Genomic DNA, 26632 nt, shown 5'->3' with positions numbered 1-26632 from the left:
TTTCAGGTTCGAGGCGCTCGTGCGCGTCGTTCCGCTCGGGTACACCGACACGAAGCTCGCCTCGGTCGGGTTGGTCGCCGTCACGTTCAGCACCACTGCGGTGACCCCGGTCGCCGGGACGCCCTGGACGCCCGCCACCGGGAGGGTGACCACGCCGCCGCCGGAGACCGGCGCCTTCGGCACGCCCAGGCCCTCACGGGTGTCCATCAGCCGCTTCGGGCCGATGTTGAAGTGGGACGAGCCCGCGGACCCCGCGGTGAAGTAGCCGGTGATGTCGGCGATCAGGTCGACGCGGCCCGAGTTGTTGTAGAAGTTCACCTTGCCGTCCACGACCGGGACGACCACCAGGTTGGGGATGGTCTGGCCGGGGGTGAAGTTCAGGTTCGAGGCGCTCGTGCGCGTCGTTCCGCTCGGGTACACCGACACGAAGCTCGCCTCGGTCGGGTTGGTCGCCGTCACGTTCAGCACCACCGCGGTCACCCCGGTCGCCGGGACGCCCTGGACGCCCGCCACCGGGAGCGTGACCACACCGCCGCCGGAGACCGGCGCCTTCGGCACGCCCAGGCCCTCACGGGTGTCCATCAGCCGCTTCGGGCCGATGTTGACGTGCGAGGAGCCCGCCGAGCCCGCCGTGAAGTAGCCGGTGATGTCGGCGATCAGGTCGACGCGGCCCTGGTTGTTGTAGAAGTTCACCTTGCCGTCCACGACCGGCACCACGACCAGGTTCGGGATGGTCCGGCCGGCGGTGAAGTTCAGGTTCGAGGCGCTCGTCCGCGTCATGCCGCTCGGGTACACCGACACGAAGCTCGCCTCGGTCGGGTTGGTCGCCGTCACGTTCAGCACGACGGACGTGACGCCCGAGGCGGGCACGCCCTGGACGCCGGCGACGGGCAGGGTGACCACCCCGCCCGCGCCCACCTGGGCCTTCGGCACGCCGAGGCCCTCGCGGGTGTCCATCAGCCGCTTCGGGGTGACCGGCACGAACGTGGCCGGGGTGGCCTCGGCGAGGACGCTGACCGGCAGCGAGGTCGACACGGCGCCGTTCGCCGCGGTGGCCCGGACCTCGACCTGGTGGCTGCCGGGGGTCAGCATCGCGCCGGCGGAGCGCGCGGTGCCCGGCACCGTCGCCACCGGGGCGCCGTCGACCAGCAGCTCGAACTTGGCGAGCCGGTCGCTGGGCGTGCTGGTGCTCCACTCCAGGGCGAGCGGGCCGGCGGTCTGGTGGACGGTGCCCGGCTGGACGGGCTTGCCGTTCAGGGTGGTCGCCTTCAGCTGCGCGGCGGGGCCGGAGGCGCGGACCGCGTCGAGCTGCCCGTAGAGCTGGTTGCCCGGGCACTGCGTGTTGAAGCCGTCCCGGTGCCCGGAGACCGCCTTGAACGGGTAGGTCTGGCCGGCGGTGAAGGACTTGCCGGAGAAGTTGACCTGCGTGGCGCCCGCGGTCAGCGTGGCCGTGCCGTTCATGTCGCCGTCGTACTGGCCGTGCTTGTAGGCGGCGATCCGGGCGATCGCCGACTGGGCGGCCGGGGTGGTCCCGGCGGACGTGTAGTCGCCGAGGACGGCTATGCCCGCCGACTCGGCGTTCCAGCCGTAGGTGTGCGCGCCGAGGACGGGCTGGTCGATTCCGCCCTGCCGGCCCTCGAAGATCGTGCCGCACTTGTCGACGAGGAAGTTGTAGCCGAGGTCGCGCCAGCCGTTGGTCTTCACGTGGTAGACGTGGATGCCCTGGACGATCGCGGCCGACTGCGAGCAGTCGTACGGCTTGGCGTCGGCGGTGTGGTGGACGAAGAGCGCCTTGACCTTGCCCTCGGGCAGGTAGACCGGGCCCTCGTCGTTGAGGGACTCGTCGGCGCCCCACTCCAGCCGCGAGACCACGGTCGGCTTGGGGGCGGTGGACGGCGGCCCCGGTTCCGCGGTGGTGGCGGAGAACGCCGCGGGGTCCGCGTTCAGCGTGCCGCTGCGCTCGGCGGCGCCGGCCTTGCCGCCCGGGTCGACCAGGTTCAGTTCCAGGCCTGCGGGGAGCGCGCCGCCCTTGACGCGGACCTCGGCGCCGTCGGAGGCGCCGACCCACACGGGCTCGGTCGCGCCCTTCGCGCCGGGGCGCGGCCCGTCCATGCCGGGCTTGAGGGGCTCCAGCTCGATCCAGCGCGACCACTTGCCCGTCCGGGCGTCGCGGGCGCGGGCCTCGATGGTGCCGCCGACCTTGGCGGCCGGGTCCGTCCAGGAGACGCCGAGGAGGCCGAACGGCTTGGTGTCCTGCTGGGCGAGCACCGCCTCGCCGGCGCCCTTCGGCTTCAGTGCGAGCTTGTGCACCTCGCTCGCGACCGGGCCCCGTGCCTTCGCCTTGCTGCTGTAGGGCGTCGATCTGCCGCTGCCGGCGCCGTCCCCCGGCTCGGCGCCCGCCGTGGCCTGGACGCCCACGACCGCGGCGGCGCCGAGCACGGCAGCCAGAGCCGTCCCCCGTACACGATTCAGTTTCACGTTGTTGTTCCCACCCCTTGGGCGTGTACCGCCTGCTGAAGACCTGTCTGCTGCGGCGGATGCTACTTGCCGCCTCTGACGGTGCGGCCTGCAGGGTCGGGCGGCGGGGAGGACGCGAGAAGGCCCCCGGTCCGACCGCACGCGGTCGGACCGGGGGCCCTGGAGCCGTCCGGCGGCGGCTACTTCTTCGCGGCCTGCGCCTTCTGGGCGGCCTCGGCCTTCCTGACGGCTTCGGCGAGCTCCGCCATCCGGTCCCGCTCGAGGTCGATCCGCGAGGGGACGTTCTTGGGCGCCTTCGTCCCGCAGACGGCCGGCCAGTCGTCGGCGACGATGCCCGCGCACCAGATGAAGTCGTGCATGGGGCCGGGCTTCCAGTCGCGCTTGTTGATGTCGTCGCACTCCCCCTTGACGGGCGAGTAGCGGGGGCAGCTGCCGTCGCGCTTCTTCAGGGTGTGCGCCCGGTAGGCGTCGATGCCCATCTCGTCGACGTCCTTCGAGGGCATGTACCGGTTGGCCGACCAGGAGGCGCCCATCGCCGCGAACAGGGCGGTCACGCAGATCATGCCGGCGGCGAGCTGGCGCACGACCCGCTGCGGTACGACCCGGTCCGCAGCCGCCCCGCCGGCGGCGGTCCGCGGGCGCAGGGTCCGCTCGATCCACCCGGAGCCGCGGCCGACGGCGGCCATCATGCCGAGGACGGCCAGGATCATCAGGCAGTACATGATGATCCACGTGGTGCGGGGGTACAGCTGCACGGCCTTCTCGTGGGCCATCTGCGAGGCGAACCAGAAGCGGGCGAACCAGGCGCCCGCGAGGACCGCCGCCGCCGTGCGGACCATGACGCTCCGCAGGCCCAGGCCGAGGCCGAGGCCGACGGCGAACAGCAGGAGCAGGGCGAAGCCGCTCTGCCCGGCCATCTCGCCGGCGGCCGGCCAGGTCTGGTAGGTCAGCGTCCCGGAGCGGTCCGAGACCCAGCCGAGGACGTACCCGGGGTCGGCGTACACGGAGAGGAACGCGTACCGGTCGGGGTTCTCCGCGCCCAGCCGCACCATCTGGTACAGCAGCGGGGAGGCGACGGCCCCGGCCACGGCCACGGTGGACCCGACGAACAGGCCGGCCTTGCGGGCGGCCCCGCCGCCGCGGCGCCACGGGAAGAGGAACGGCGCGAGGACGGCGACGCCGGGGGCGGCCCACACGTACCAGCCGGAGTACCACAGGAACAGGGCGCCGAAGACGAGGCCGAAGCCGGCTCCGCGCAGCACCAGCTGCCGGGTGGTGCGCCCCTCGGGCCGGCGCATCCGCCGCAGCCAGCAGCCCAGCAGCGGCAGCAGCACGATCATGACGACGTGGCTGTAGGGGCGGATCGGGTCGAGGAACAGCACGGCCGCCGGCACCGCGATGAGCAGCGCCCAGAAGGGGCGCAGCAGGGTCCGCCAGGCCAGGTACGCCATCGGGCCGGCGACTGCGGTGAAGAAGATCTGGAGGTCGTGCAGGGCGAAGCCGGTCTCGCCGCGGCCGTGGTAGCGGATCTTGGCCCAGAGGGCCATCAGGGCCGGGAAGGCGGGCGGGTAGATGCCCGACATGCCCTCGCGGTGCAGGAAGGAGTTGGCCATGTCGATCAGGACGCCCGGGTCGCCCTCCTGCCCGCCGAGCGGGTGGGGCGTGCCGCGCAGGGCGACGACGACGCCGCCGGCGATGATGCCGGTGGCCAGGCCCGCCAGCGCCGCGCACACCAGGCGCTTGGCCAGGGCGTGCCGCCGGGCCGACCCGCGGTAGGCGGTGTAGAGGAGGAGCGCGAGGAGCGGCAGGCCGATCACGGCCGCGTACTTCTGGAGCGCGGCCAGGCCGCTGACCTGTCCGAGGCGGACGATCGGGTTCACCACGATGTGCCGGCTCAGCAGCATGTAGCCGAGGGCGGCCGTCAGGCTGACGGCGGCCTCGGCGAGGGCGCGGACCCAGCGGCGGGAGAACCACTCCCGCAGGCTTCCGGCGGCCGCCGCGGCCGGGCCGGCCCCCGTCGCCGTGCCGGTTCCGGTGCCGCCGCGCGTGGCACCGGGCTCTCCGATGGCCTCGGGGGCCAGGTGTGTCATGTCCGTCCAATCCGGATGCGGGTGGAACCGCGCGGCGGGGCCGGGGGGGGGCCGCGGTCTGGGGTGTGCGGGGTGTCAGTCGGCTCGCTGTCCGGCCGTGAACGCGTGCCGCGCGAGCGTGCGCAGGCCTTCGCGGTTTCCGCGGCGCAGCGCACCCGGCAGCATCGTGAGGGCGTGCAGGCGGGAGGCGCTGCGGAAGCGGGCCGCCTTGGCGGCCTTGTGCCAGCCGCGGGCGTCCATGCGGGCGGCCACGGCGGAGAAGTAGCGCTCGGCCTCGGTGAAGCGGGTGCCCGAGTAGGCCTGGACGGAGGACTCGCTGACGGCGTGCCGGCGGTAGCGGAAGACGGTCGTCGACTCGTCGATGACCATGTCCTCGCCGGCCTCCAGGAGGTCGACGACCAGCGCCAGGTCCTGGATGACCGAGTACTCGTCCCGGAAGTTGATCTTCCGGAGGGCGTCGCCGCGCCAGCAGATCGACGGGAAGTACAGCCAGTTGCCGCGCAGCACGCTGGTGGCGAGCTCCTCGCCGCCCATCACGCGCCGGCCGCCGACCTGCGGGGCGTAAAGGCGCCGCTTGGCCTGGTCGGCGAGTCCGTGGGCGGGCCTGCCGTCGCCGTCGATGACCTCGACGCCCGGCTGGACCATGCCGACGCCCGGGTGCTCCGCGATGATGCCGCGGACGGTCTCCAGGTAGTGGGGGTGCAGCAGGTCGTCGCAGCCCATGATGACGACGTGGTCGGCCTCGGAGAGGTAGACGCACTTCTGGAAGTTCTTGGTGATGCCGAGGTTCTGCTCGTTGCGCAGGTAGGTGACGCGGCGGTCGCCCAGCGACTCGAACCAGCCCGGGACGTCCGGCTCCTTGCCGTCGTCGATGACGACGAGGCGGAAGTCGGGGTCCGTCTGGGCCAGGACGCTGCGGACGGCGTCCTGCATCAGCTGCACGTCCCCGTAGTAGGGGAGCATGAAGTCGAACGTCGCCACGGTGTCAGGCCTTCACCTTCGTGGAGCCGGCGCCGGCGTCGGCACCCTCCTCGGCCTTGCCGAGGCGCTCGTCGTTGTGGCGGGCGCCCTCGTTGAGCGCGACCGTGCGGGCCAGGTCGGTGATCTTCTTCTCCAGCGAGCGGAAGCGCAGGAAGGTGTTGAGCGTCAGGAACCCCATCGCCAGCACCATCACGTAGAGCACGAGGTCGGTGCCGCGGCCGACGCCGAGCTTGTGGGCGAGCCAGGTGACGTCCGTCGGGCGGAGGACCGCGTAGACGTTGACGACGACGAACGCGGAGAACGCGATGCGCTTCCACGCCCGGTTCTTGGCCTGGCCCCAGGTCCGTATGAAGACCAGGGCCATCGACAGCGAGCCCGCGATGAGGAGCAGCTGAATCCAGAAGTACTTCATCAGCGGTCACGCTCCCGCATGGTGATGTCGAAGACGATGTTCACGCCGTTGATCAGGGACTGGCCCTTGGCGCGCGAGTACTCGGTGTAGAGGATGTCCACGGGGACCTCGGCGACGCGCAGGTCGGACGCGGCGAGGAAGCCGACGATCTCGGACGCGTGCGCCATGCCGTTCATGGTGATGTTCAGCTGCTCGGCGGCCTTGCGGCTCAGCACGCGCAGGCCGTTGTGCGCGTCGGTCAGCTTCAGCTTGCGGGCCGTCGGGCTGACGGCGGCGGCGGTGCGCAGCACGACCCGCTTGATCCACGGCACCTGGCCGTTCTGCTCGATGAAGCGGGAGCCGAGGACCACGTCGGCCTCGTCGCGGCGCAGGACCTCGACCATCTTCTCGACGTCGGCGGTCTGGTGCTGGCCGTCCGCGTCGAAGGTGGCGAAGTAGCGGGCGCCGGGCTGGGCCAGGGCGTACTTCAGCCCGGTCTGGAGGGCCGCGCCCTGGCCGAGGTTGACCGGGTGGCGCACCAGGTGGGCGCCGGTGGTGGCGATGTGCTCGGCGGAGTCGTCGGTGCTGCCGTCGTCGACGACGACGATGTGGGGGAACGTCTTGCGCGCATCCTCGACGACCCCGGCGATCACCTGGCCCTCGTTATAGGCCGGTATGACCAGCCAGACATCGTCGTATTGGGACACGGTAGCTCCAGCGGAAAGTGGCACGTTCGCGTGCGCGTTGATCGGTGGGACGTCGAAGGCAGGCACGGTCACTCCCCGACCGCCCCGGCGCCCAGCGGGCTCGCGGCGCCCTCGTGCCCGGACCCCCCGGTTGCGCCCGGAGCCCCGGGGAACCTCAGCCTCAGCACGGCCAGCATACCGAGCACGGTCGCCAGCGAGCCGAGGGCGTAGGCCAGGATGACGCGCAGGGCCACGTCGCCCGGCGCGAAGGTGACGCCCACGAGGACGGCGGTGCCGACAGCCCAGCACAGCAGCTGCAGGTTGTGCCGCTTGAAGACCATCAGCGCCTGGCCGAGCACCATCGCGAACATGTACGCCACGGTGCCGGCGGACAGCAGGAAGAACGCGAAGCAGCCCAGCACGGGGCGGGCACCGAAGAGGACCTGGATCAGCCAGGGGCCGAGCACCGTCGCGGGGACGCCCCCGGCCAGGCCGAGCAGGCCGACGACGACGGCGATCCGGCGCAGCATCGCGGAGAACGCCGCCCGGTCGCCGGCGGTGAACGCGGCGGTGAGCCCGCCCAGCAGCGAGGCCTGCAGCGAGCCGAAGACGAACAGCGGCACGCGGGCCAGGACGAGGGCGTTGAGCAGGGCGGCGATCAGCACGCTGTCGGTCGGGGCGAGCAGCTTGGTGCTCATCACCGCGGCGTTGACGACGACCTGCGAGAGCAGCGTCGACAGGATCAGCAGGCCCAGACCGCCCGTCAGCTCGCGCCACGAGACGGCCCCGCCGGGCCCGGCGGCGCGCAGCAGCGGCGGGAGCGTGACGAGCATCGCGGCGACGGGCGCGAGGGCGAGGACGAGGCTGAAGGCGAGCGCGGAGTCCAGTCCGAGCACCGCGCAGCCGAAGGCGAGGAGGATCCGCAGAGCGCCGTCGAGGCCGAGTTGGAGCCCGTACGCGCCGAACCGGCCGAGGCCGGCGAGCACGCCGCGGGTCAGGTAGCAGACGGCCATGCCGGTGAAGGCTCCGCCGAGCGCGGCGACCAGGCCGCGGTCGCCCTGGAAGAGGAGGTCGGCGATCGGCCCGGCGCCGGCGGCGAGGACGAGCAGGGTCGCGCCGAGCATCGCCGCGGTCATCAGGGTGGCCCGGCGCAGCACGGGGGCGGCGCCCTGGCCGAGGACGGCGCGGGCGGCGACGATCCGGGTGAGCTCCTGCTCGACGGGGAAGAACACGCCGATGCCGACGGACATCACGATCGTCCACAGGACGGAGACGTTCGCCATGGCCTCGGTGGAGAGGCTGTGCCCGGCCACGCCCAGGTGGACGTAGGAGGCCGCGCCCAGCACGACGGTGCCGCCGGCCACCGCGACGGTGCCCGGCGGCAGCGCCGCGGTCGCCTTGCCCAGCAGGGCCTTCATCCCGTACTGCCCTCGCGGGCCCCGGCGGCCAACCGGGTGAACTCGGGCGCGGCCAGTGCCTCGGCGAGCTGCTCGCGCCAGTCGGCGAGCGGGGCCAGGCCGGCCTCGGCCCAGCGGGCGTGGCCGAGGACGCTGAACTCGGGGCGCTTCGCGGGGCGGACGAAGGCCGCGGAGGTGGTCGGGCGGATCCGCTCCGGGTCGAGGCCGGCGAGCCGGTAGGCCTCGCGGGCCAGGCCGAACCAGGTGGTGCGGCCGCTCGCGGTGCCGTGGTAGACGCCGGCCGGGGCGCGGCCCGCGAGGGCGGCGAGGCCCAGCTCCACGAGGCGGTGGGCGAGTGCGCGGGACCAGGTGGGCTGGCCGTGCTGGTCGTCGACCACGTCGAGGGTGTCGCGCTGGGCGGCCAGCTTCAGCATGGTCGCGACGAAGTTCGGCCCGTGCTCGCCGTACAGCCAGGCGGTGCGCACGATGTAGCCGTCCTGCGGGAGCAGTTCGGCGACGGCGCGCTCGCCCGCGAGCTTGCTGCGGCCGTACGCGTTGAGCGGGCCGGTCTCGGCGTCCTCGCCGTACGGCTCGGCGGCGTCGCCGGGGAGCACGTAGTCGGTGGAGACGTGCAGCAGGCGCACGCCGGCGTCGGCGCAGGCCCCGGCGAGGACGCGCACACCGGTGCCGTTGACGGCGGTGGCGGCGTCCTCGGCGGTCTCCGCGCCGTCGACGTCGGTCCAGGCGGCGCAGTTGACGACGACGGCGGCGCCCTCGACGGCGGCCCGGACGGCGGCGGCGTCGGTGACGTCGAGGTCGGCGCGGCGCAGGCCGGCGGCCTCGATCCCGGCGTGCTTGAGCACGGCGAGGAGGTCCTGGCCGAGCATGCCGGCGGCGCCGGTGACGACCCAGCGCCCGGCGGCGGACGTCGCGGCGGGAGTGGCGGAGTCGGTCACTTCTGCAGCGCTGCCTTGTCCTTCAGCGGCTCCCACCAGGCGCGGTTCTCGCGGTACCAGGCGATGGTCTGCGCGATGCCGTCCTCGAAGCGGACCTGCGGCTCGTAGCCCAGTTCGGCGTTGATCTTGCTGATGTCGATGGAGTAGCGCAGGTCGTGGCCCTTGCGGTCCTCGACGTGCTCGACCATGTCCCAGCCCAGGCCGGCGGCCTCCAGCAGGACGCCGGTGAGCTCCTTGTTGGTGAGCTCGGTGCCGCCGCCGATGTTGTAGACCTCGCCGCCGCGGCCCTTGCGCATCGCCAGGTCGATGCCGCGGCAGTGGTCGGAGACGTGCAGCCAGTCGCGGACGTTGCCGCCGTTGCCGTACAGCGGGACCTTCCGGCCGTCCATCAGGTTGGTGACGAACAGCGGGATGACCTTCTCCGGGAACTGGTAGTGCCCGTAGTTGTTGGAGCAGCGGGTCACCACGACGTCCATGCCGTGCGTGCGCGCGTACGCCAGCGCCAGCAGGTCGGAGGAGGCCTTCGAGGCGGAGTACGGGGAGTTGGGGACGAGCGGCCACTCCTCGGTCCAGGAGCCCTCGGCGATGGAGCCGTAGACCTCGTCGGTGGAGATGTGCACGAAGCGGCCCACGCCGTGCTTGCGGGCGGAGTCCAGCAGCACCTGGGTGCCGACGACGTTCGTCATGACGAACGGGCCGGCGCCGGCGATGGAGCGGTCGACGTGCGACTCGGCGGCGAAGTGCACGACGACGTCGTGGCCGGCCATCACCCCGTCGACGGCCTCGGCGTCGCAGATGTCGCCCTTGACGAACTTGTAACCGGGGTGGTCGGCGACCGGCGCGAGGTTGGCTTCGACTCCGGAGTAGGTCAGCTTGTCGAAGACCGTGATCTGGGCCGATGCATCCGCACCGAGCTGCTGGCGAACAAATTCTGAACCGATGAAGCCGGCGCCGCCGGTCACGAGGATGCGCATAGTACGAAGAGTCTAGCCGCTTGTCCTACCACCCCACCGGCCCGGAGCGCTCCACTCCGCTTGCTCTCGCATAGGGTTGTGCCCATGCGTGGAATTCTCTTGGCCGGCGGAACCGGATCCCGACTCTGGCCGCTGACCCGGGCAGTCTCGAAGCAGCTGCTCCCCGTCTTCGACAAGCCGATGATCTACTACCCGCTCTCCACCCTGGTCATGGCCGGAATCAGCGAGATTCTCGTCATCACCACGCCGGAGGACCGTGCGCAGTTCGAGCGGCTGCTCGGCGACGGCTCCCAGTTCGGCCTGCGGCTGGAGTACGCGGTCCAGGAGCGCCCCGAGGGCATCGCCCAGGCCTTCGTCCTCGGCGCCGACTTCATCGGCGACGAGTCCGTCGCCCTGATCCTCGGCGACAACATCTTCCACGGCAGCGGCCTCGGCACCCGCCTCGCCGAGCACACCGGCGCCAAGGGCGGCCGCGTCTTCGCCTACCCCGTCGCGGACCCGACGGCGTACGGCGTCGTCGAGTTCGACGACAAGGGCCAGGCCATCTCCATCGAGGAGAAGCCCGCCAAGCCGAAGTCCCGCTACGCCGTGCCCGGGCTGTACTTCTACGACAACCGCGTCGTGGAGATAGCCAGGGGCCTGGAGCCCAGCGCCCGCGGCGAGTTGGAGATCACCGCCGTCAACGACGCCTACCTCCAGGCCGGCGAGCTCAACGTCACCATCCTCGACCGCGGCACCGCCTGGCTGGACACCGGCACCTTCGTCTCGATGGTCCAGGCCTCCGAGTTCGTCCGCGTCATCGAGGAGCGCCAGGGCTTCAAGATCGGCTGCATCGAGGAGGCCGCCTGGCGCGCCGGCCTCATCGACGACGCGCAGCTGCGCACCCTGGCCGAGCCCCTGCTCAAGAGCGGCTACGGCCGGTACCTGCTGAACCTGCTCGACGAGGAGGCGGCCAAGTGAAGTTCCGCGAGCTGTCCATCGAGGGCGTCTTCGAGGTCACCCCGCAGCTGCACGGCGACCCGCGCGGCCTGTTCACCGAGTGGTACCGCTTCGACCGGCTGGCCGAACTCGTCGGCCACCCGCTGAAGCTGGCCCAGGCCAACCTCTCCGTCTCCTCCCGCGGCGTGGTCCGCGGCATCCACTTCGCCGACGTGCCGCCCGGCCAGGCGAAGTACGTGACGTGCGTGCGCGGCGCCGTGCTCGACGTCATCGTCGACCTGCGGGTGGGCTCGCCGACCTTCGGCCGCTGGGAGGGCGTCCGCCTCGACGACACCGACCGCCGCGCGGTCTACATACCCGAGGGCATGGGCCACGGCTTCTGCGCGCTCAGCGACGACGCCACCCTGTCGTACCTCTGCTCCGAGACCTACAACCCGACCGGCGAGCACTCGGTGCACCCGCTCGACCCCGACCTGGGCATCGACTGGCCGGCCGAGGTCCCGCTGCTGTCCGCCCGCGACGAGGCCGCGCCGTCGCTCGCGCAGGCCGTCGAGACGGGCCTGCTGCCCGACTACGCCGCCTGCAAGGCGTTCACGGAGTCGCTGCGCACGGCCTGACGCCCGCGCCCCGCACGCAGAGAGGGCCGCACCCCGCCGGGGTGCGGCCCTCTCCCGTACGCGCCCCCGGGCGTACGCCCGCCCGGGAAACCACCGGGGCCCCTCCCCCGCCGCCGGAGCGACAGGGAAGGGGCCCTGGTGTCAGACACGGAGCCCGCTCGCGCGGACTACCAGGTCAGAACGTGAAATTACTTCACGATCTTGGTGACCTGGCCGGCGCCCACGGTGCGACCACCCTCACGGATGGCGAACTTCAGGCCCTCCTCCATGGCGACCGGCTGGATCAGCTGGACGGACATCTCGGTGTTGTCGCCCGGCATGACCATCTCGGTGCCCTGCGGCAGGGTCACAACGCCCGTCACGTCCGTGGTACGGAAGTAGAACTGCGGACGGTAGTTGTTGAAGAACGGCGTGTGGCGGCCACCCTCGTCCTTGGACAGGATGTAGGCCTGCGCCTCGAACTCGGTGTGCGGGGTGACCGAGCCCGGCTTGATGATGACCTGGCCGCGCTCGACGTCCTCGCGCTTGATGCCGCGGAGCAGCAGACCGACGTTCTCACCGGCCTGGCCCTCGTCGAGCAGCTTGCGGAACATCTCGATGCCGGTGACCGTGGTGGTGGTCTTCTCCGGGCGGATACCGATGATGTCGACGGTCTCGTTGACCTTCAGGACACCGCGCTCGATACGGCCGGTGACGACCGTACCGCGACCGGTGATGGTGAAGACGTCCTCGACCGGCATCAGGAACGGCTTGTCGGTGTCGCGCGGCGGGGTCGGGATCGACTCGTCGACGGCAGCCATCAGGCCGAGGAGCTTCTCGCCCCACTCCTTGTCGCCCTCGAGCGCCTTCAGCGCCGAGACGCGGACGACCGGGAGCTCGTCGCCCGGGAACTCGTACTCGGAGAGGAGCTCGCGCACCTCGAGCTCGACGAGCTCCAGGATCTCCTCGTCGTCCACCATGTCGGCCTTGTTCAGGGCGACGACGATGTACGGAACGCCGACCTGGCGGGCCAGGAGCACGTGCTCCTTGGTCTGCGGCATCGGGCCGTCGGTGGCGGCGACCACGAGGATGGCGCCGTCCATCTGCGCGGCACCGGTGATCATGTTCTTGATGTAGTCCGCGTGACCCGGGCAGTCGACGTGGGCGTAGTGACGCGCCTCGGTCTGGTACTCGACGTGCGCGATGGAGATGGTGATACCGCGCTGGCGCTCCTCGGGAGCCTTGTCGATCTGGTCGAAGGCCGAGGCCTCGTTCAGGTCCGGGTACGCGTCGTGCAGCACCTTGGTAATGGCGGCCGTGAGGGTCGTCTTACCGTGGTCAATGTGACCGATGGTGCCGATGTTGACGTGCGGCTTAGTCCGCTCGAACTTCGCCTTCGCCACGGGGGTCCTCCTGGAGAGTGGTTCTGTACGCCTTACTCATCGGCGCCAGGTGATCTTTGCTGGAAAGCCGGTCCCCGGGGCAACAGGTTTTTCGGAGAATCTCCTGCTGCCCCGGAGGTTCCGGTGACAAGCCTAAAGCGTGTACTCGGGAGAGTTACTCGCCCTTGGCCTTCGCGATGATCTCCTCGGCGACGTTCCGCGGAACCTCGGCGTAGGAGTCGAACTGCATCGAGTAGCTGGCGCGACCCGAGGTCTTGCTGCGGAGGTCTCCGACGTAGCCGAACATCTCCGACAGCGGCACGAGGCCCTTCACGACGCGGGCGCCGTGACGCTCCTCCATGGCCTGGATCTGGCCACGGCGGGAGTTGATGTCGCCGATGACATCGCCCATGTAGTCCTCGGGCGTGGTGACCTCAACGGCCATCATCGGCTCGAGGAGCACGGGGGACGCCTTGCGCGCGGCCTCCTTGAAGGCCTGCGAACCGGCGATCTTGAACGCGAGCTCGGAGGAGTCGACCTCGTGGAAGGCACCGTCGAGAAGCGTGACGCGGACGCCCGTCATCTCGTAGCCGGCCAGGATGCCGAACTGCATGGCCTCCTGCGCACCGGCGTCGACCGAAGGGATGTACTCCTTCGGCACGCGGCCACCGGTGACCTTGTTCACGAACTCGTACGCCGGACCGTCGGTCTCGGTGATCGGCTCGATCGCGATCTGCACCTTGGCGAACTGACCGGTACCACCGGTCTGCTTCTTGTGCGTGTAGTCGTGGCGCTCGACCGACTTGCGGATGGTCTCGCGGTACGCGACCTGCGGCTTGCCGACGTTGGCCTCGACCTTGAACTCGCGCTTCATGCGGTCGACCAGCACCTCGAGGTGCAGCTCGCCCATGCCGCCGAGGATGGTCTGGCCGGTCTCCTCGTCCGAGTGGACGTGGAAGGAGGGGTCCTCCTCCGCGAGACGCTGGATGGCGACACCCAGCTTCTCCTGGTCACCCTTGGACTTGGGCTCGATGGCGACCTGGATGACCGGCGCCGGGAAGTCCATGGACTCCAGGATGACCGGCTGCTTCTCGTCGCACAGCGTCTCACCGGTGGTGGTCTGCTTCAGGCCCATCACGGCGACGATGTCGCCGGCGCCCACCGAGTCGATCTCCTCACGCTTGTTCGCGTGCATGCGGTAGATCTTGCCGATGCGCTCCTTCTTGCCCTTGACGGAGTTCAGCACCGCGGTGCCGGCCTCCAGGCGGCCCGAGTAAACCCGGACGAAGGTGAGCTTGCCGAGGTGCGGGTCGCTCATGATCTTGAAGGCGAGCGCGGCGAGGGGCTCCTCGTCCGACGGCTTGCGCTTCACGACGGTCTCGGCGTCCTTGACGTCGTGGCCCTCGATGGCCTCGATGTCGAGCGGCGACGGGAGGTAGCGGACGACCGCGTCGAGCAGGGGCTGGACACCCTTGTTCTTGAACGCGGTACCGCAGAACACCGCGGTGATCGTCGAGCCCTCGCCCTTGCCGGAGCCCAGGATGATGCGGCGCACGGCGGCGTGCAGCTGCTCCTCGGTCGGCTCCTCGCCGTTGAGGAAGAGCTCCATGATCTCGTCGTCGTTCTCGGCGACGGTCTCGACCAGCTTGCCGCGCCACTCCTCGGCGGCCTCGGTGTGCGTGTCGGGGATGTCGACGACGTCGTACATCTCGCCCTTGGTCGCCTCGGCGGACCAGACCAGCGCCTTCATGCGGACCAGGTCGACAACGCCCTGGAAGTCCGCCTCGGCGCCGATCGGGAGCTGCATGACGATCGGAACCGCGCCCAGGCGGTCCTTGATCATGTCGACGCAGCGGTGGAACTCGGCGCCTGTGCGGTCGAGCTTGTTGACGAAGCAGATGCGCGGCACGCCGTAACGGTCGGCCTGGCGCCACACCGTCTCGGACTGCGGCTCCACACCGGCGACACCGTCGAACACGGTGACGGCACCGTCGAGGACGCGGAGCGAACGCTCCACCTCGACCGTGAAGTCCACGTGGCCCGGGGTGTCGATGATGTTGATGGTGTGGTCGACGTCCTCGAGCGGCCAGTGGCAGGTCGTCGCGGCAGACGTGATCGTGATGCCGCGCTCCTGCTCCTGCTCCATCCAGTCCATCGTGGCAGCGCCGTCGTGGACCTCACCGATCTTGTAGGAGACACCGGTGTAGAACAGGATGCGCTCGGTGGTGGTCGTCTTGCCCGCGTCGATGTGGGCCATGATGCCGATGTTGCGCACCTTGGCCAGGTCAAGCGAAGTGGTAGCCATAAGGCTTCAGTCTTCTCTCGGTCTCGATGTGGGTTGCGACTACCAGCGGTAGTGCGCGAAGGCCTTGTTGGACTCGGCCATCTTGTGCGTGTCCTCGCGCTTCTTGACGGCCGCACCGAGGCCGTTCGAGGCGTCGAGGAGCTCGTTCATGAGGCGCTCGGTCATGGTCTTCTCGCGGCGGGCGCGGGAGTAGCCCACGAGCCAGCGCAGCGCGAGGGTCGACTGGCGACCCGGCTTGACCTCGACCGGAACCTGGTAGGTCGCACCACCGACGCGGCGGGACTTGACCTCCAGCGACGGCTTGACGTTCTCCAGCGCGCGCTTCAGCGTGATGACCGGGTCGTTGCCGGTCTTCTCGCGGAGGCCTTCCATGGCGCCGTAGACGATGCGCTCGGCGGTGGAGCGCTTGCCGTTCAGCAGGATCTTGTTGATCAGCGAGGTGACAAGAGGAGACTGGTAGACCGGGTCGATGATGACCGGGCGCTTCGGGGCGGGGCCCTTACGAGGCATTCTTACTTCTCCTTCTTGGCGCCGTAGCGGCTGCGGGCCTGCTTGCGGTTCTTGACAGCCTGGGTGTCAAGCGCACCGCGGATGATCTTGTAACGAACACCCGGCAGGTCCTTCACACGGCCACCACGCACGAGCACGATCGAGTGCTCCTGCAGGTTGTGTCCCTCACCCGGAATGTAAGCGGTGACCTCGATGCCGGAGGTCAGACGCACACGCGCGACCTTGCGGAGCGCCGAGTTCGGCTTCTTCGGGGTGGTCGTGAACACACGCGTGCAGACGCCGCGGCGCTGGGGCGAAGCCTCGAGCGCGGGCGTCTTCGTCTTCTCGACCTTGTCCTGCCGGCCCTTCCGGACCAGCTGCTGGATCGTAGGCACTACTTCTCCGGTTTCTGTGTGCCGTGTAGTGAAGCTAACCTGGAACGTTCCCCGACCCACGCGGTCGGGTGTGTCGGATCCGGCAGACCTCCGCGCAAGCGCGGAAGGACGTGGATCGCGGCGGCTTGTGCGGCCCGCGTGCGGTTGATGGACACGCACGGGAGCCCAGGCACACCCCAGGCACAAGGTCTGAGCGTACCCACCCCATCCACTCCGGTCAAAACAAAGGCCCCGCGCCCGCCCCGCCTGCGGGCCCGCGGCCCGTGTCCCGCCTGGCCTGCGGCCTCCCGGGCGGCGCCGGGCGCCGGGGTGTGGTATGAGCCGGCCGGCTCCGGACGGTCCCCCGCGCCGGTCCCGCGCCGGTCCCGCGCCGGTCCGCGGCCGTCGGGCCGGACCCCTCCGGACCACTACACTGCCCACCGATTCCCCCCGAAAGGCACGACCAGCAGGGAGCGCGACATTGCGGACGGTCACCCCGGAGCCGACGGCGGCGGACAGCCCGGCCCGGCCGCCGGCCGCCGCCCGCAGGAACCCGGCCCTCGCCCGCCTCCCCTCCCCGCTGCTGGCCTTCCTGCTGACCGCGGCCGCCGTCTGCACGGCGTGGGCGGCCCGGGACGCCCACCCCTTCGGCACCCGCGCCCGGGCCGTCAACGACCAGGCCAACCAGTACGTCCCCTTCCACCGCGCGCTGTGGGACCTCGTCCACGGGCAGGCCGCCGGCGACCTGCTGTTCACCTGGCGCGGCGGCTTCGGACAGCAGTTCCTCTCCGACTACCACACCTACCTCGGGAACCCGTTCTCCTGGGTGGCCGTCCTCGTCCCCCGCGCCCATGTCGACCTGGCCGTCTTCGCGGTCACCCCGCTGACCACGGGCACCGCCGCCGCGGCCATGGCGGTCTACCTCGGCCGGCTCCGGCCCGGCCCCTGGTGGCAGCGCGGCGTCCTCGGCGCCTGCTACGGGCTGTGCGGCTGGGCGCTCAGCGACGCCGCGTACATCCCCATGTGGCTGTGGGGCCTCGTCGCGCTGCCGCTGCTCGGCATCGCCGTCGAATGGTGCGTCCAGGGGCGCCGCTGGCCCGGCGCCGCCCTGCTCGTCGCCCTCGCCTGGCTGGGCAACTTCTACACCGCGATGATGGCGACGATGGCCGCCTGCGTCCTCCTCGCGGTCCGCCTGGGCACCCTGGACACCACCGGACGGCAGCGGCTGCGCGCGCTGGGGCGGGCCGCCGGCGCCGCCGCCACCGGGATCCTGCTGACCCTGCCGCTGCTGCTGCCGTCGTTCCTGTCGAGCGGCGGCGCCCAGCCGACGGAGGCCGAGGCGTTCCAGCCCGTGGGACTGGACGTCCTGCTGTCCGGGATGCTCCCGGCCACGCACCTGTGGGGCGGCAGCCCCCGCCTGTACGTGGCCTCGCTGGGCACGGTCCTCGCGCTGACGTTCTTCGTCCACCCGGCGATCGCCCGCCGCACCCGCCTGGCGTGGGGCGCCGCGACCGTGCTCGTCCTCGCCTCCTTCCAGTTCCCGCCCACCCAGTACGTCTGGCACGGGCTGGCCGTGCCCAACGGCAACCCCTACCGCGAGACCTTCGTCTTCAGCGCCCTGCTGACCATCCTGGCCTGGCTGGCCCTGGCCCACCGGCCCCGGCCCCTGCACGCCGCGGCGGCGGCCGCCGTGCTCGCCGCCGCCGCGTTCCTGCTGCGCCGCACCGACGACTTCGGCGGCTGGACCTGGCCCGCCGTCCTGGGCGGCGGGGCCCTGTCCGTCCTCGCCGTGGTCCTGCTGCACCTCGGCGCCAGGCACCGCCTCCTGATCCCGGCGGCGGCCGTCCTGATGGCCGGCCTGGTGTTCGCCGAGTCAGCGGCGGCCGCCTGGAACGCCGACGTCCGCCGCGCCCGGGAGCGCTGGGCCAAGCCCGCCGCCACCAGCAGCCCGTCGATCGCCGCGCACACCGGCGCCGTCCGGCAGGTGAACGGCTGGCCCGCATACCGGACCGACTCCGGCGCGCCGCAGACCTCGTACAACGACGCGCTCGCGCTGGGCGCCGAGGGCCCGCAGTACTACAGCAGCTACCTCCCCGAGGCCACGTACCGGGCGCTGGAGCCCCTCGGCTACGGCTTCAAGAACGACGGCCGGACCTTCTTCGGCGCGGACAGCCCCGTCCTCGACGCGGTCTTCGCCATCGGCGCCCGCGTCCGCCCCGGCCCCGCCCCGGGCACCTGGACGGCCTCCCGCTTCCCCGCTCCCCCGCTGGTGACGGTCCGCACCGCCCCCTTCACCTCCCCCCACCCCGCGGACAGCGTGTACTCCCGCCAGGAGAACGCCCTCGGCGCCGCCGTCTACCAGGTCCCGGACACCGCCGCGGACGGCACGCCGCAGCAGCGGACGTACACCGCCCGCTGCACCCCGGGCTCGGAGGCCTACTGGTACTCCCCGCGCCTGACCGGCACCCTCGCCCACCCCGGCGGGCAGCGCCGGCTGGACGGCCGCATCACCGGCGTGGTCCGGCTCGGCCCGGTCCCGGCGGACGGCACGCTCACCGCGACCGTCCGCACCCAGGGCCGGAACACCGCCGCGGCGTCGGCCCCCGAATCCCACCCGATCGGGTGCCTGGACCGGCCCGCCCTGGACGACGCGGTCGCCCGCCTCACCCGTACGGGCGCCACCGCGGTCCGCGCCGGCGGCCACTCCCTCCGGGCCGACCTCCCGCCGGGCGCCGCGGGCACGGCGGTCGTCGCCACCACGGCCATCCCGGGCTGGCGGTGCACCGCCGACGACCGACCCGCCCCCCTGACCGGGTTCCACGGCCTCCTGTCCCTCCGCCTCCCCCCGGACACCCGCACCCTCGCCTGCACGTACACCCCGCCGGGCCTCCACCAGGGCCTGGCCGGCGCCGCCCTGGCCGCCCTCACCCTGACGGCCGCCACCACCCTCCCCCACCTCCGCCGCCGCCTCCGCCCCAGCGGGCGGGCGTAGCCGAGCGCCCCTGAGTCCCGGAAACGGCGAAGCCCCCCGCCGCTCCTCTCGGAGCAGCGGGGGGCTTCTTCGCGACCCTTAGCCGTTGTACGGGCCGTAGTCGTAGTCCTCCAGCGGGACCGCCTGGCCGGAGCCGGTGCCGAAGGGCGAGTAGTCGATGTCGTCGTAGCCGACGGCCGAGTACATCGCGGCCTTCGCCTCCTCGGTCGGCTCGACCCGGATGTTGCGGTAGCGGGCGAGACCCGTACCGGCCGGGATGAGCTTGCCGATGATGACGTTCTCCTTGAGGCCGATGAGGCTGTCGGACTTGGCGTTGATCGCCGCGTCCGTCAGGACTCGGGTCGTCTCCTGGAAGGAGGCGGCCGACAGCCAGGACTCCGTCGCCAGCGAGGCCTTGGTGATACCCATCAGCTGCGGGCGGCCGGAGGCGGGGTGACCGCCCTCGGTGACCACACGACGGTTCTCGGTCTCGAAGCGCGAGCGCTCGACGAGCTCGCCCGGCAGCAGCTCCGCGTCGCCGGACTCGATGATCGTCACGCGGCGCAGCATCTGCCGGATGATGATCTCGATGTGCTTGTCGTGGATCGACACGCCCTGCGAGTTGTAGACCTTCTGGACCTCGCCGACCAGGTGCACCTGGACGGCGCGCTGGCCGAGGATGCGCAGCACGTCGTGCGGGTTGGTGGCACCCGCGGTGAGCTTCTGGCCCACCTCGACGTGGTCGCCCTCGTGGACGATGACCTTGGCGCGCTTCGAGATCGGGTACGCCGTCTCGTCGCTGCCGTCGTCCGGAGTGATGACGATCTTCTTGGTCTTCTCGGTCTCCTCGATCCGCACGCGGCCGGCGGCCTCGGAGATCGGGGCGACACCCTTCGGGGTACGGGCCTCGAAGAGCTCGACGACACGCGGCAGACCCTGCGTGATGTCGTCACCGGCCACACCACCGGTGTGGAAGGTACGCATCGTCAGCTGGGTGCCGGGCTCACCGATGGACTGGGCGGCGATGATGCCGACCGCCTCGCCGATGTCGACCAGCTTGCCGGTGGCCAGCGAGCGGCCGTAGCAGAAGGCACAGGTGCCCACCGCGGACTCGCAGGTCAGGACGGAGCGGGTCTTGACCTCCTCGACGCCGTTGGCGACGAGGGCGTCGATCAGGACGTCGCCGAGGTCGACGTTGGCCGGCGCGATGACCTTGCCGTCGACGACCACGTCCTCCGCCAGCATGCGGGCGTAGACCGAGGTCTCGACGTCGTCGGCCTTGCGCAGGACGCCGTCCTCGCCGCGGGACGCGATCTTCAGCTTCAGGCCGCGGTCGGTGCCGCAGTCCTCCTCGCGGATGATCACGTCCTGCGAGACGTCCACCAGACGACGGGTCAGGTAACCCGAGTCGGCGGTACGCAGGGCGGTGTCGGCCAGACCCTTACGGGCACCGTGGGTCGAGATGAAGTACTCGAGCACGGACAGGCCCTCGCGGAACGAGGCCTTGATCGGACGCGGGATGGTCTCGTTCTTCGCGTTCGACACCAGACCGCGCATACCGGCGATCTGCCTCATCTGCATCATGTTTCCTCGGGCACCCGAGTCAACCATCATGAAGATGGGGTTGGTCTTGGGGAAGTTCGCGTTCATCGCCTCGGCGACCTCGTTGGTCGCCTTGGTCCAGATCGCGATGAGTTCCTGCGTGCGCTCGTCCTTGGTGATCAGACCGCGCTCGTACTGCTTCTGGACCTTCTCGTCCTGGGCCTCGTAGCCCGCGACGATCTCCTTCTTGGCCTCGGGGACCACGACGTCGGAGATGGCCACGGTGACGCCGGAACGGGTCGCCCAGTGGAAGCCGGCCGCCTTCAGGTTGTCGAGCGTCGCCGCCACGATGACCTTGGGGTAGCGCTCGGCCAGGTCGTTGACGATCTCGGAGAGCTGCTTCTTGCCCACCGAGTAGTCGACGAACGGGTAGTCCTCGGGCAGCAGCTCGTTGAAGAGCGCACGGCCCAGCGTGGTCTTCAGGCGGAAGCTGTCTCCCGGCTGGAACTCCTGCTCGCCCTCCTCGGCCACCGGCGGGACCCAGCCGCGCGGCGGGATGGTGCCCACCGGGAAGCGGATGTCCACCGACGCCTGGAGCGACAGCTCGCCGGCGTCGAACGCCATGATCGCCTCGGCGGTGGAGCCGAACGCGCGGCCCTCGCCCTTGACGTCGCGGAGCTCGCCGTCCGTGGTCAGGAAGAACAGGCCGAGGACCATGTCCTGGGTCGGCATCGTGACCGGGCGGCCGTCGGCCGGCTTGAGGATGTTGTTCGAGGAGAGCATCAGGATGCGCGCCTCGGCCTGCGCCTCCGCGGAGAGCGGCAGGTGGACGGCCATCTGGTCACCGTCGAAGTCCGCGTTGAACGCGGTGCAGACGAGCGGGTGGATCTGGATGGCCTTGCCCTCGACCAGCTGCGGCTCGAAGGCCTGGATGCCGAGGCGGTGCAGCGTGGGCGCACGGTTCAGCAGCACCGGGTGCTCGGCGATGACCTCTTCGAGGACGTCGTACACGACGGTGCGGCCGCGCTCGACCATGCGCTTGGCCGACTTGATGTTCTGCGCGTGGTTCAGGTCGACCAGGCGCTTCATCACGAACGGCTTGAAGAGCTCCAGCGCCATGGCCTTGGGCAGACCGCACTGGTGCAGCTTCAGCTGCGGGCCGACGACGATGACGGAACGCGCCGAGTAGTCGACTCGCTTGCCGAGGAGGTTCTGGCGGAAGCGGCCCTGCTTGCCCTTGAGCATGTCGGACAGCGACTTCAGCGGACGGTTGCCGGGGCCCGTGACCGGGCGGCCGCGGCGGCCGTTGTCGAAGAGCGCGTCGACGGCCTCCTGGAGCATGCGCTTCTCGTTGTTCACGATGATCTCGGGGGCACCGAGGTCGAGGAGGCGCTTCAGGCGGTTGTTGCGGTTGATGACGCGGCGGTACAGGTCGTTCAGGTCGGAGGTCGCGAAGCGGCCACCGTCCAGCTGCACCATCGGACGCAGGTCCGGCGGGATGACCGGCACGCAGTCGAGCACCATGCCCTTGGGGCTGTTGCTGGTCTGCAGGAACGCGGAGACGACCTTGAGGCGCTTGAGCGCACGGGTCTTCTTCTGGCCCTTGCCGGTGCGGATGATCTCGCGGAGGCGCTCGGCCTCCTCCTCGAGGTCGAAGGACTCCAGGCGCTTCTGCAGCGCCGCGGCACCCATCGAGCCGTCGAAGTACGTGCCGAAGCGGTCGCGCAGCTCGCGGTAGAGCAGCTCGTCGCCCTCGAGGTCCTGGACCTTGAGGTTCTTGAAGCGGTTCCACACCTCGTCGAGGCGGTCGATCTCGCGCTGCGCGCGGTCGCGGAGCTGCTTCATCTCGCGCTCGGCGCCCTCGCGCACCTTGCGGCGCACGTCGGCCTTGGCGCCCTCGGCCTCCAGCTCGGCCAGGTCGGACTCGAGCTTCTTGGCCCGGCCCTCCAGGTCGGCGTCGCGGCGGTTCTCGATCTGCTGGCGCTCGACGGAGACGTGGGCCTCCAGCGACGGCAGGTCGCGCTGGCGGCGCTCGTCGTCGACGAACGTGATCATGTACGCGGCGAAGTAGATGACCTTCTCGAGGTCCTTCGGCGCGAGGTCCAGCAGGTAGCCCAGGCGCGACGGAACGCCCTTGAAGTACCAGATGTGGGTGACGGGGGCGGCGAGCTCGATGTGGCCCATCCGCTCGCGGCGCACCTTGGCGCGCGTGACCTCGACGCCACAGCGCTCACAGATGATGCCCTTGAAGCGGACACGCTTGTACTTGCCGCAGTAGCACTCCCAGTCCCGGGTGGGGCCGAAGATCTTCTCGCAGAAGAGTCCGTCCTTCTCGGGCTTCAGGGTGCGGTAGTTGATGGTCTCCGGCTTCTTGACCTCGCCGTGCGACCAGGTACGGATGTCGTCCGCGGTGGCAAGGCCGATCCGCAGCTCGTCGAAGAAGTTGACGTCGAGCACTGTGCGTCAATCCCTCTTTCGGGGTCGTGTCTCAATCATGGTCTGAACGGTCCCGGGGACGGCCGGGGCTCCTCGCGGGAGCCCCGGCCAGGCCCGTCAGACCTCTTCGACGCTGCTCGGCTCGCGCCGGGACAGGTCGATACCGAGCTCCTCCGCCGCGCGGAAGACGTCCTCGTCGGTGTCGCGCATCTCGATGGACATGCCGTCCGAGGACAGCACCTCCACGTTGAGGCAGAGCGACTGCATTTCCTTGATGAGCACCTTGAAGGACTCGGGAATGCCCGGCTCGGGGATGTTCTCGCCCTTGACGATGGCCTCGTAGACCTTCACGCGGCCGGTGACGTCGTCGGACTTGATGGTCAGCAGCTCCTGGAGGGCGTAGGCGGCGCCGTACGCCTCGAGCGCCCACACCTCCATCTCACCGAAGCGCTGGCCACCGAACTGCGCCTTACCACCCAGCGGCTGCTGCGTGATCATCGAGTACGGACCGGTCGAACGGGCGTGGAGCTTGTCGTCGACCAGGTGGTGGAGCTTGAGGATGTACATGTACCCGATCGAGATCGGGTCCGGGAACGGCTCGCCGGAGCGGCCGTCGAACAGGCGCGCCTTGCCGGACGGGAGGACCAGGCGGTCGCCGTCGCGGTTCGGGATGGTGTGCTCGAACAGGCCGGCGAGCTCGTCCTCGCGGGCGCCGTCGAACACGGGGGTGGCGACGTTGGTGCCGGGCTCGACGCGGTCGGCGCCGATGGCCTTCAGCCGCTCGGCCCACTCCTCCGCCAGGCCGGAGACGTCCCAGCCGCGGCTGGCGAGCCAGCCGAGGTGGATCTCCAGGACCTGTCCCGGGTTCATTCGGGACGGGACACCCAGCGGGTTCAGGATGATGTCGACCGGGGTGCCGTCCTCCAGGAAGGGCATGTCCTCGATCGGGAGGATCTTGGAGATGACACCCTTGTTGCCGTGGCGGCCGGCGAGCTTGTCACCGTCGGTGATCTTGCGCTTCTGGGCGACGTAGACGCGGACCAGCTGGTTCACGCCCGGGGGAAGCTCGTCCCCCTCCTCGCGGTCGAAGACGCGGACGCCGATGACCTTGCCGATCTCGCCGTGCGGGACCTTGAGCGAGGTGTCACGCACCTCGCGGGCCTTCTCACCGAAGATCGCGCGGAGCAGGCGCTCCTCGGGGGTCAGCTCGGTCTCGCCCTTGGGCGTGACCTTGCCGACCAGGATGTCGCCGGCGACGACGTCCGCACCGATGCGGATGATGCCGCGCTCGTCGAGGTCGGCGAGGACCTCCTCGGAGACGTTCGGGATGTCCCGGGTGATCTCCTCGGGGCCCAGCTTGGTGTCACGGGCGTCGACCTCGTGCTCCTCGATGTGGATCGAGGAGAGGACGTCGTCCTGCACGAGGCGCTGCGACAGGATGATCGCGTCCTCGTAGTTGTGGCCCTCCCACGGCATGAACGCGACGAGCAGGTTCTTGCCCAGCGCCATCTCACCGTTCTCGGTGGCCGGGCCGTCGGCGAGGACCTGGGCCTCGACGACGCGGTCGCCCTCGTTGACGATGACCTTCTGGTTGACCGAGGTGCCCTGGTTGGAGCGGGAGAACTTCGCGACGCGGTACGTGGTGTACGTGCCGTCGTCGTTGGCGACGGTGATGTAGTCGGCCGAGACCTCCTGGACGACACCGTCCTTCTCCGCCTTGATGGAGTCGCCGGCGTCGACGGCGCAGCGGTACTCCATGCCGGTGCCGACGAGCGGGGCCTCCGCCTTGATGAGCGGAACGGCCTGGCGCATCATGTTCGCGCCCATGAGGGCGCGGTTGGCGTCGTCGTGCTCCAGGAAGGGGATCATCGCGGTCGCGACGGACACCATCTGGCGCGGGGAGACGTCCATGTAGTCGACGTCCGTGCCGGGCACGTAGTCGACCTCGCCGCCGCGGCGGCGGACCAGGACGCGGCCCTCCTCGAAGCGCAGGTTCTCGTCCAGGCGCGCGTTGGCCTGGGCGATGACGAAGCGGTCTTCCTCGTCGGCGGTCAGGTAGTCGACCTCGTCGGTCACCTGGGCGTCGACGACCTTGCGGTACGGCGTCTCGACGAAGCCGAACGCGTTGACGCGGCCGTAGGAGGCGAGCGAGCCGATCAGACCGATGTTCGGGCCTTCGGGGGTCTCGATCGGGCACATGCGTCCGTAGTGGGACGGGTGCACGTCGCGGACCTCGAAGCCGGCCCGCTCACGGCTCAGACCGCCGGGGCCGAGCGCCGAGAGGCGGCGCTTGTGGGTCAGACCAGAGAGCGGGTTGTTCTGGTCCATGAACTGCGACAGCTGGCTGGTGCCGAAGAACTCCTTGATGGAGGCGACGACCGGCCGGATGTTGATCAGGGTCTGCGGCGTGATCGCCTCGACGTCCTGGGTGGTCATGCGCTCGCGGACGACGCGCTCCATACGCGCCAGGCCGGTGCGGACCTGGTTCTGGATGAGCTCGCCGACGTTGCGCAGGCGGCGGTTGCCGAAGTGGTCGATGTCGTCGGTCTCGACGACGATCGACCGGCCGGACTCGCCGATGGTCTCGGTCTCGCCCGCGTGGAGCTTCACGAGGTACTTGATCGTCGCGATGATGTCGTCGACGGTCAGCACGCCGGCGTCGAGCGGCTCGTCGGCGCCGAGCTTCTTGTTGACCTTGTAGCGGCCGACCTTGGCGAGGTCGTAGCGCTTGGGGTTGAAGTAGAGGTTCTCGAGCAGCGTCTGCGCGGCCTCGCGGGTCGGGGGCTCGCCCGGACGCAGCTTGCGGTAGATGTCGAGCAGCGCGTCGTCCTGGCCCTGGGTGTGGTCCTTCTCCAGGGTGGCGCGCATGGACTCGTACTCGCCGAACTCCTCCAGGATCTGCTCGGTGGTCCAGCCGAGGGCCTTGAGGAGGACGGTCACGGACTGCTTGCGCTTGCGGTCGATGCGGACACCGACCATGTCGCGCTTGTCGACCTCCATCTCCAGCCAGGCACCCCGGGAGGGGATGATCTTGGCGGAGAAGATGTCCTTGTCGGACGTCTTGTCGATGGAGGAGTCGAAGTAGACGCCGGGGGAGCGCACCAGCTGCGACACCACGACACGCTCGGTGCCGTTGATGACGAAGGTGCCCTTGTTGGTCATGAGCGGGAAGTCGCCCATGAAGACCGTCTGAGACTTGATCTCACCGGTCTCGTTGTTCGTGAACTCGGCGGTGACGAAGAGCGGCGCCGCGTACGTGAAGTCGCGCTCCTTGCACTCGTCGACGGAGTTCTTCGCCGGCTCGAACCGGTGGTCGCGGAAGGTCAGCGACATCGACCCGGAGAAGTCCTCGATCGGCGAGATCTCCTCGAAGATCTCTTCCAGACCGGACTTGGTGGGGACATCGAGTCCACTCTCGAGCGCCGACTCGACGCGGGACTTCCAGGCGGCGTTGCCGAGCAGCCAGTCAAAGCTCTCGGTCTGCAGCGCCAGGAGGTTCGGAACCTCGAGCGGCTCCTTGATCTTTGCAAAGGAGATGCGCAGCGGGGCGGTGCTGGCACCGTTGTTCGTATTGGTCGAGGCGTTGCGCGAGGCGGCCAAGAGGGGGTCCTTCCGAGGGCTCGGACTCACTACGCGCGTACCGGT

17 protein-coding genes are annotated in these 26632 nt (G+C 70.4%); 3 read left to right on the top strand and 14 right to left on the bottom strand.

Annotation, left to right across the window (positions count from 1 at the left end; genetic code table 11):
- The 8 genes from ACZ462_RS28955 to rfbB all read right to left on the bottom strand — a co-directional run.
- Window positions 1-2478: peptidoglycan recognition protein family protein (locus ACZ462_RS28955; RefSeq protein ID WP_468253121.1), on the bottom strand; the 2478-nt coding region annotated here is incomplete at its 3' end.
- Window positions 2479-2657: 179 nt separating this feature from the next.
- A complete protein-coding gene (locus ACZ462_RS28950) occupies window positions 2658-4568 on the bottom strand; it encodes a hypothetical protein (RefSeq protein WP_467808427.1) in 1911 nt (636 codons plus the stop codon).
- Between the two features lie 75 nt (window positions 4569-4643).
- Window positions 4644-5549, bottom strand: coding sequence for a glycosyltransferase family 2 protein (locus ACZ462_RS28945; RefSeq protein ID WP_467808426.1), 906 nt, complete (start codon window positions 5547-5549; stop codon window positions 4644-4646).
- Window positions 5550-5553: 4 nt separating this feature from the next.
- Window positions 5554-5961: a DUF2304 family protein gene (locus ACZ462_RS28940; RefSeq protein ID WP_467808425.1), complete on the bottom strand. Its 408-nt coding sequence runs from the start codon at window positions 5959-5961 to the stop codon at window positions 5554-5556.
- Window positions 5961-6647 (bottom strand): glycosyltransferase family 2 protein, encoded by a 687-nt coding sequence (locus ACZ462_RS28935; RefSeq protein WP_229884592.1) that lies wholly within the window; start codon window positions 6645-6647, stop codon window positions 5961-5963. The genes ACZ462_RS28940 and ACZ462_RS28935 overlap by 1 nt, the downstream gene beginning before the upstream one ends.
- Window positions 6648-6715: 68 nt before the next feature.
- Window positions 6716-8044 (bottom strand): lipopolysaccharide biosynthesis protein, encoded by a 1329-nt coding sequence (locus tag ACZ462_RS28930; RefSeq protein ID WP_467808424.1) that lies wholly within the window; start codon window positions 8042-8044, stop codon window positions 6716-6718.
- Complete coding sequence (rfbD, locus tag ACZ462_RS28925) at window positions 8041-8979, bottom strand: dTDP-4-dehydrorhamnose reductase (RefSeq protein ID WP_467808422.1); 939 nt, start codon at window positions 8977-8979, stop codon at window positions 8041-8043. The genes ACZ462_RS28930 and rfbD overlap by 4 nt, the downstream gene beginning before the upstream one ends.
- A complete protein-coding gene (rfbB, locus tag ACZ462_RS28920) occupies window positions 8976-9953 on the bottom strand; it encodes a dTDP-glucose 4,6-dehydratase (RefSeq protein WP_467808421.1) in 978 nt (325 codons plus the stop codon). The genes rfbD and rfbB overlap by 4 nt, the downstream gene beginning before the upstream one ends.
- Window positions 9954-10037: 84 nt before the next feature.
- Between rfbB and rfbA the strand changes: the two genes are divergently transcribed.
- Complete coding sequence (rfbA, locus tag ACZ462_RS28915; RefSeq protein WP_467808420.1) at window positions 10038-10913, top strand: glucose-1-phosphate thymidylyltransferase RfbA; 876 nt, start codon at window positions 10038-10040, stop codon at window positions 10911-10913.
- A complete protein-coding gene (gene rfbC / locus ACZ462_RS28910; RefSeq protein WP_467808419.1) occupies window positions 10910-11509 on the top strand; it encodes a dTDP-4-dehydrorhamnose 3,5-epimerase in 600 nt (199 codons plus the stop codon). The genes rfbA and rfbC overlap by 4 nt, the downstream gene beginning before the upstream one ends.
- A 188-nt stretch (window positions 11510-11697) precedes the next feature.
- On the opposite strand, the gene tuf is transcribed toward rfbC, so the two are convergent.
- From tuf to rpsL, 4 genes are all read right to left on the bottom strand, one after another.
- Window positions 11698-12891 (bottom strand): elongation factor Tu, encoded by a 1194-nt coding sequence (gene tuf, locus ACZ462_RS28905; protein ID WP_114053726.1) that lies wholly within the window; start codon window positions 12889-12891, stop codon window positions 11698-11700.
- 154 nt (window positions 12892-13045) lie between these two features.
- Window positions 13046-15175, bottom strand: coding sequence for an elongation factor G (gene fusA, locus ACZ462_RS28900; RefSeq protein WP_125540854.1), 2130 nt, complete (start codon window positions 15173-15175; stop codon window positions 13046-13048).
- Between the two features lie 39 nt (window positions 15176-15214).
- A complete protein-coding gene (gene rpsG, locus ACZ462_RS28895) occupies window positions 15215-15685 on the bottom strand; it encodes a 30S ribosomal protein S7 (protein ID WP_114053724.1) in 471 nt (156 codons plus the stop codon).
- Window positions 15686-15687: 2 nt separating this feature from the next.
- Window positions 15688-16059 carry a 30S ribosomal protein S12 gene (gene rpsL, locus ACZ462_RS28890; protein ID WP_007265893.1) on the bottom strand — a complete coding sequence of 124 codons (372 nt, stop codon included), beginning with the start codon at window positions 16057-16059 and terminating at the stop codon, window positions 15688-15690.
- 460 nt (window positions 16060-16519) lie between these two features.
- On the opposite strand from rpsL, the gene ACZ462_RS28885 reads away from it, so the two are divergent.
- The gene (locus ACZ462_RS28885; RefSeq protein ID WP_467808416.1) at window positions 16520-19030 is read left to right on the top strand and encodes a YfhO family protein; all 2511 of its coding nucleotides are present in this window, start codon (window positions 16520-16522) and stop codon (window positions 19028-19030) included.
- Window positions 19031-19108: 78 nt separating this feature from the next.
- On the opposite strand, the gene ACZ462_RS28880 is transcribed toward ACZ462_RS28885, so the two are convergent.
- Window positions 19109-23008: a DNA-directed RNA polymerase subunit beta' gene (locus tag ACZ462_RS28880; RefSeq protein WP_114053723.1), complete on the bottom strand. Its 3900-nt coding sequence runs from the start codon at window positions 23006-23008 to the stop codon at window positions 19109-19111.
- Between the two features lie 96 nt (window positions 23009-23104).
- Window positions 23105-26587: a DNA-directed RNA polymerase subunit beta gene (rpoB, locus tag ACZ462_RS28875; protein ID WP_467808415.1), complete on the bottom strand. Its 3483-nt coding sequence runs from the start codon at window positions 26585-26587 to the stop codon at window positions 23105-23107.
- Window positions 26588-26632: the final 45 nt, after the last annotated feature.

Source organism: Streptomyces sp. NPDC031121 (genome assembly GCF_055570615.1).
The sequence above is the reverse complement of the archived record's forward strand: the minus strand, read 5'-3'. Positions and strand labels throughout refer to the sequence as shown.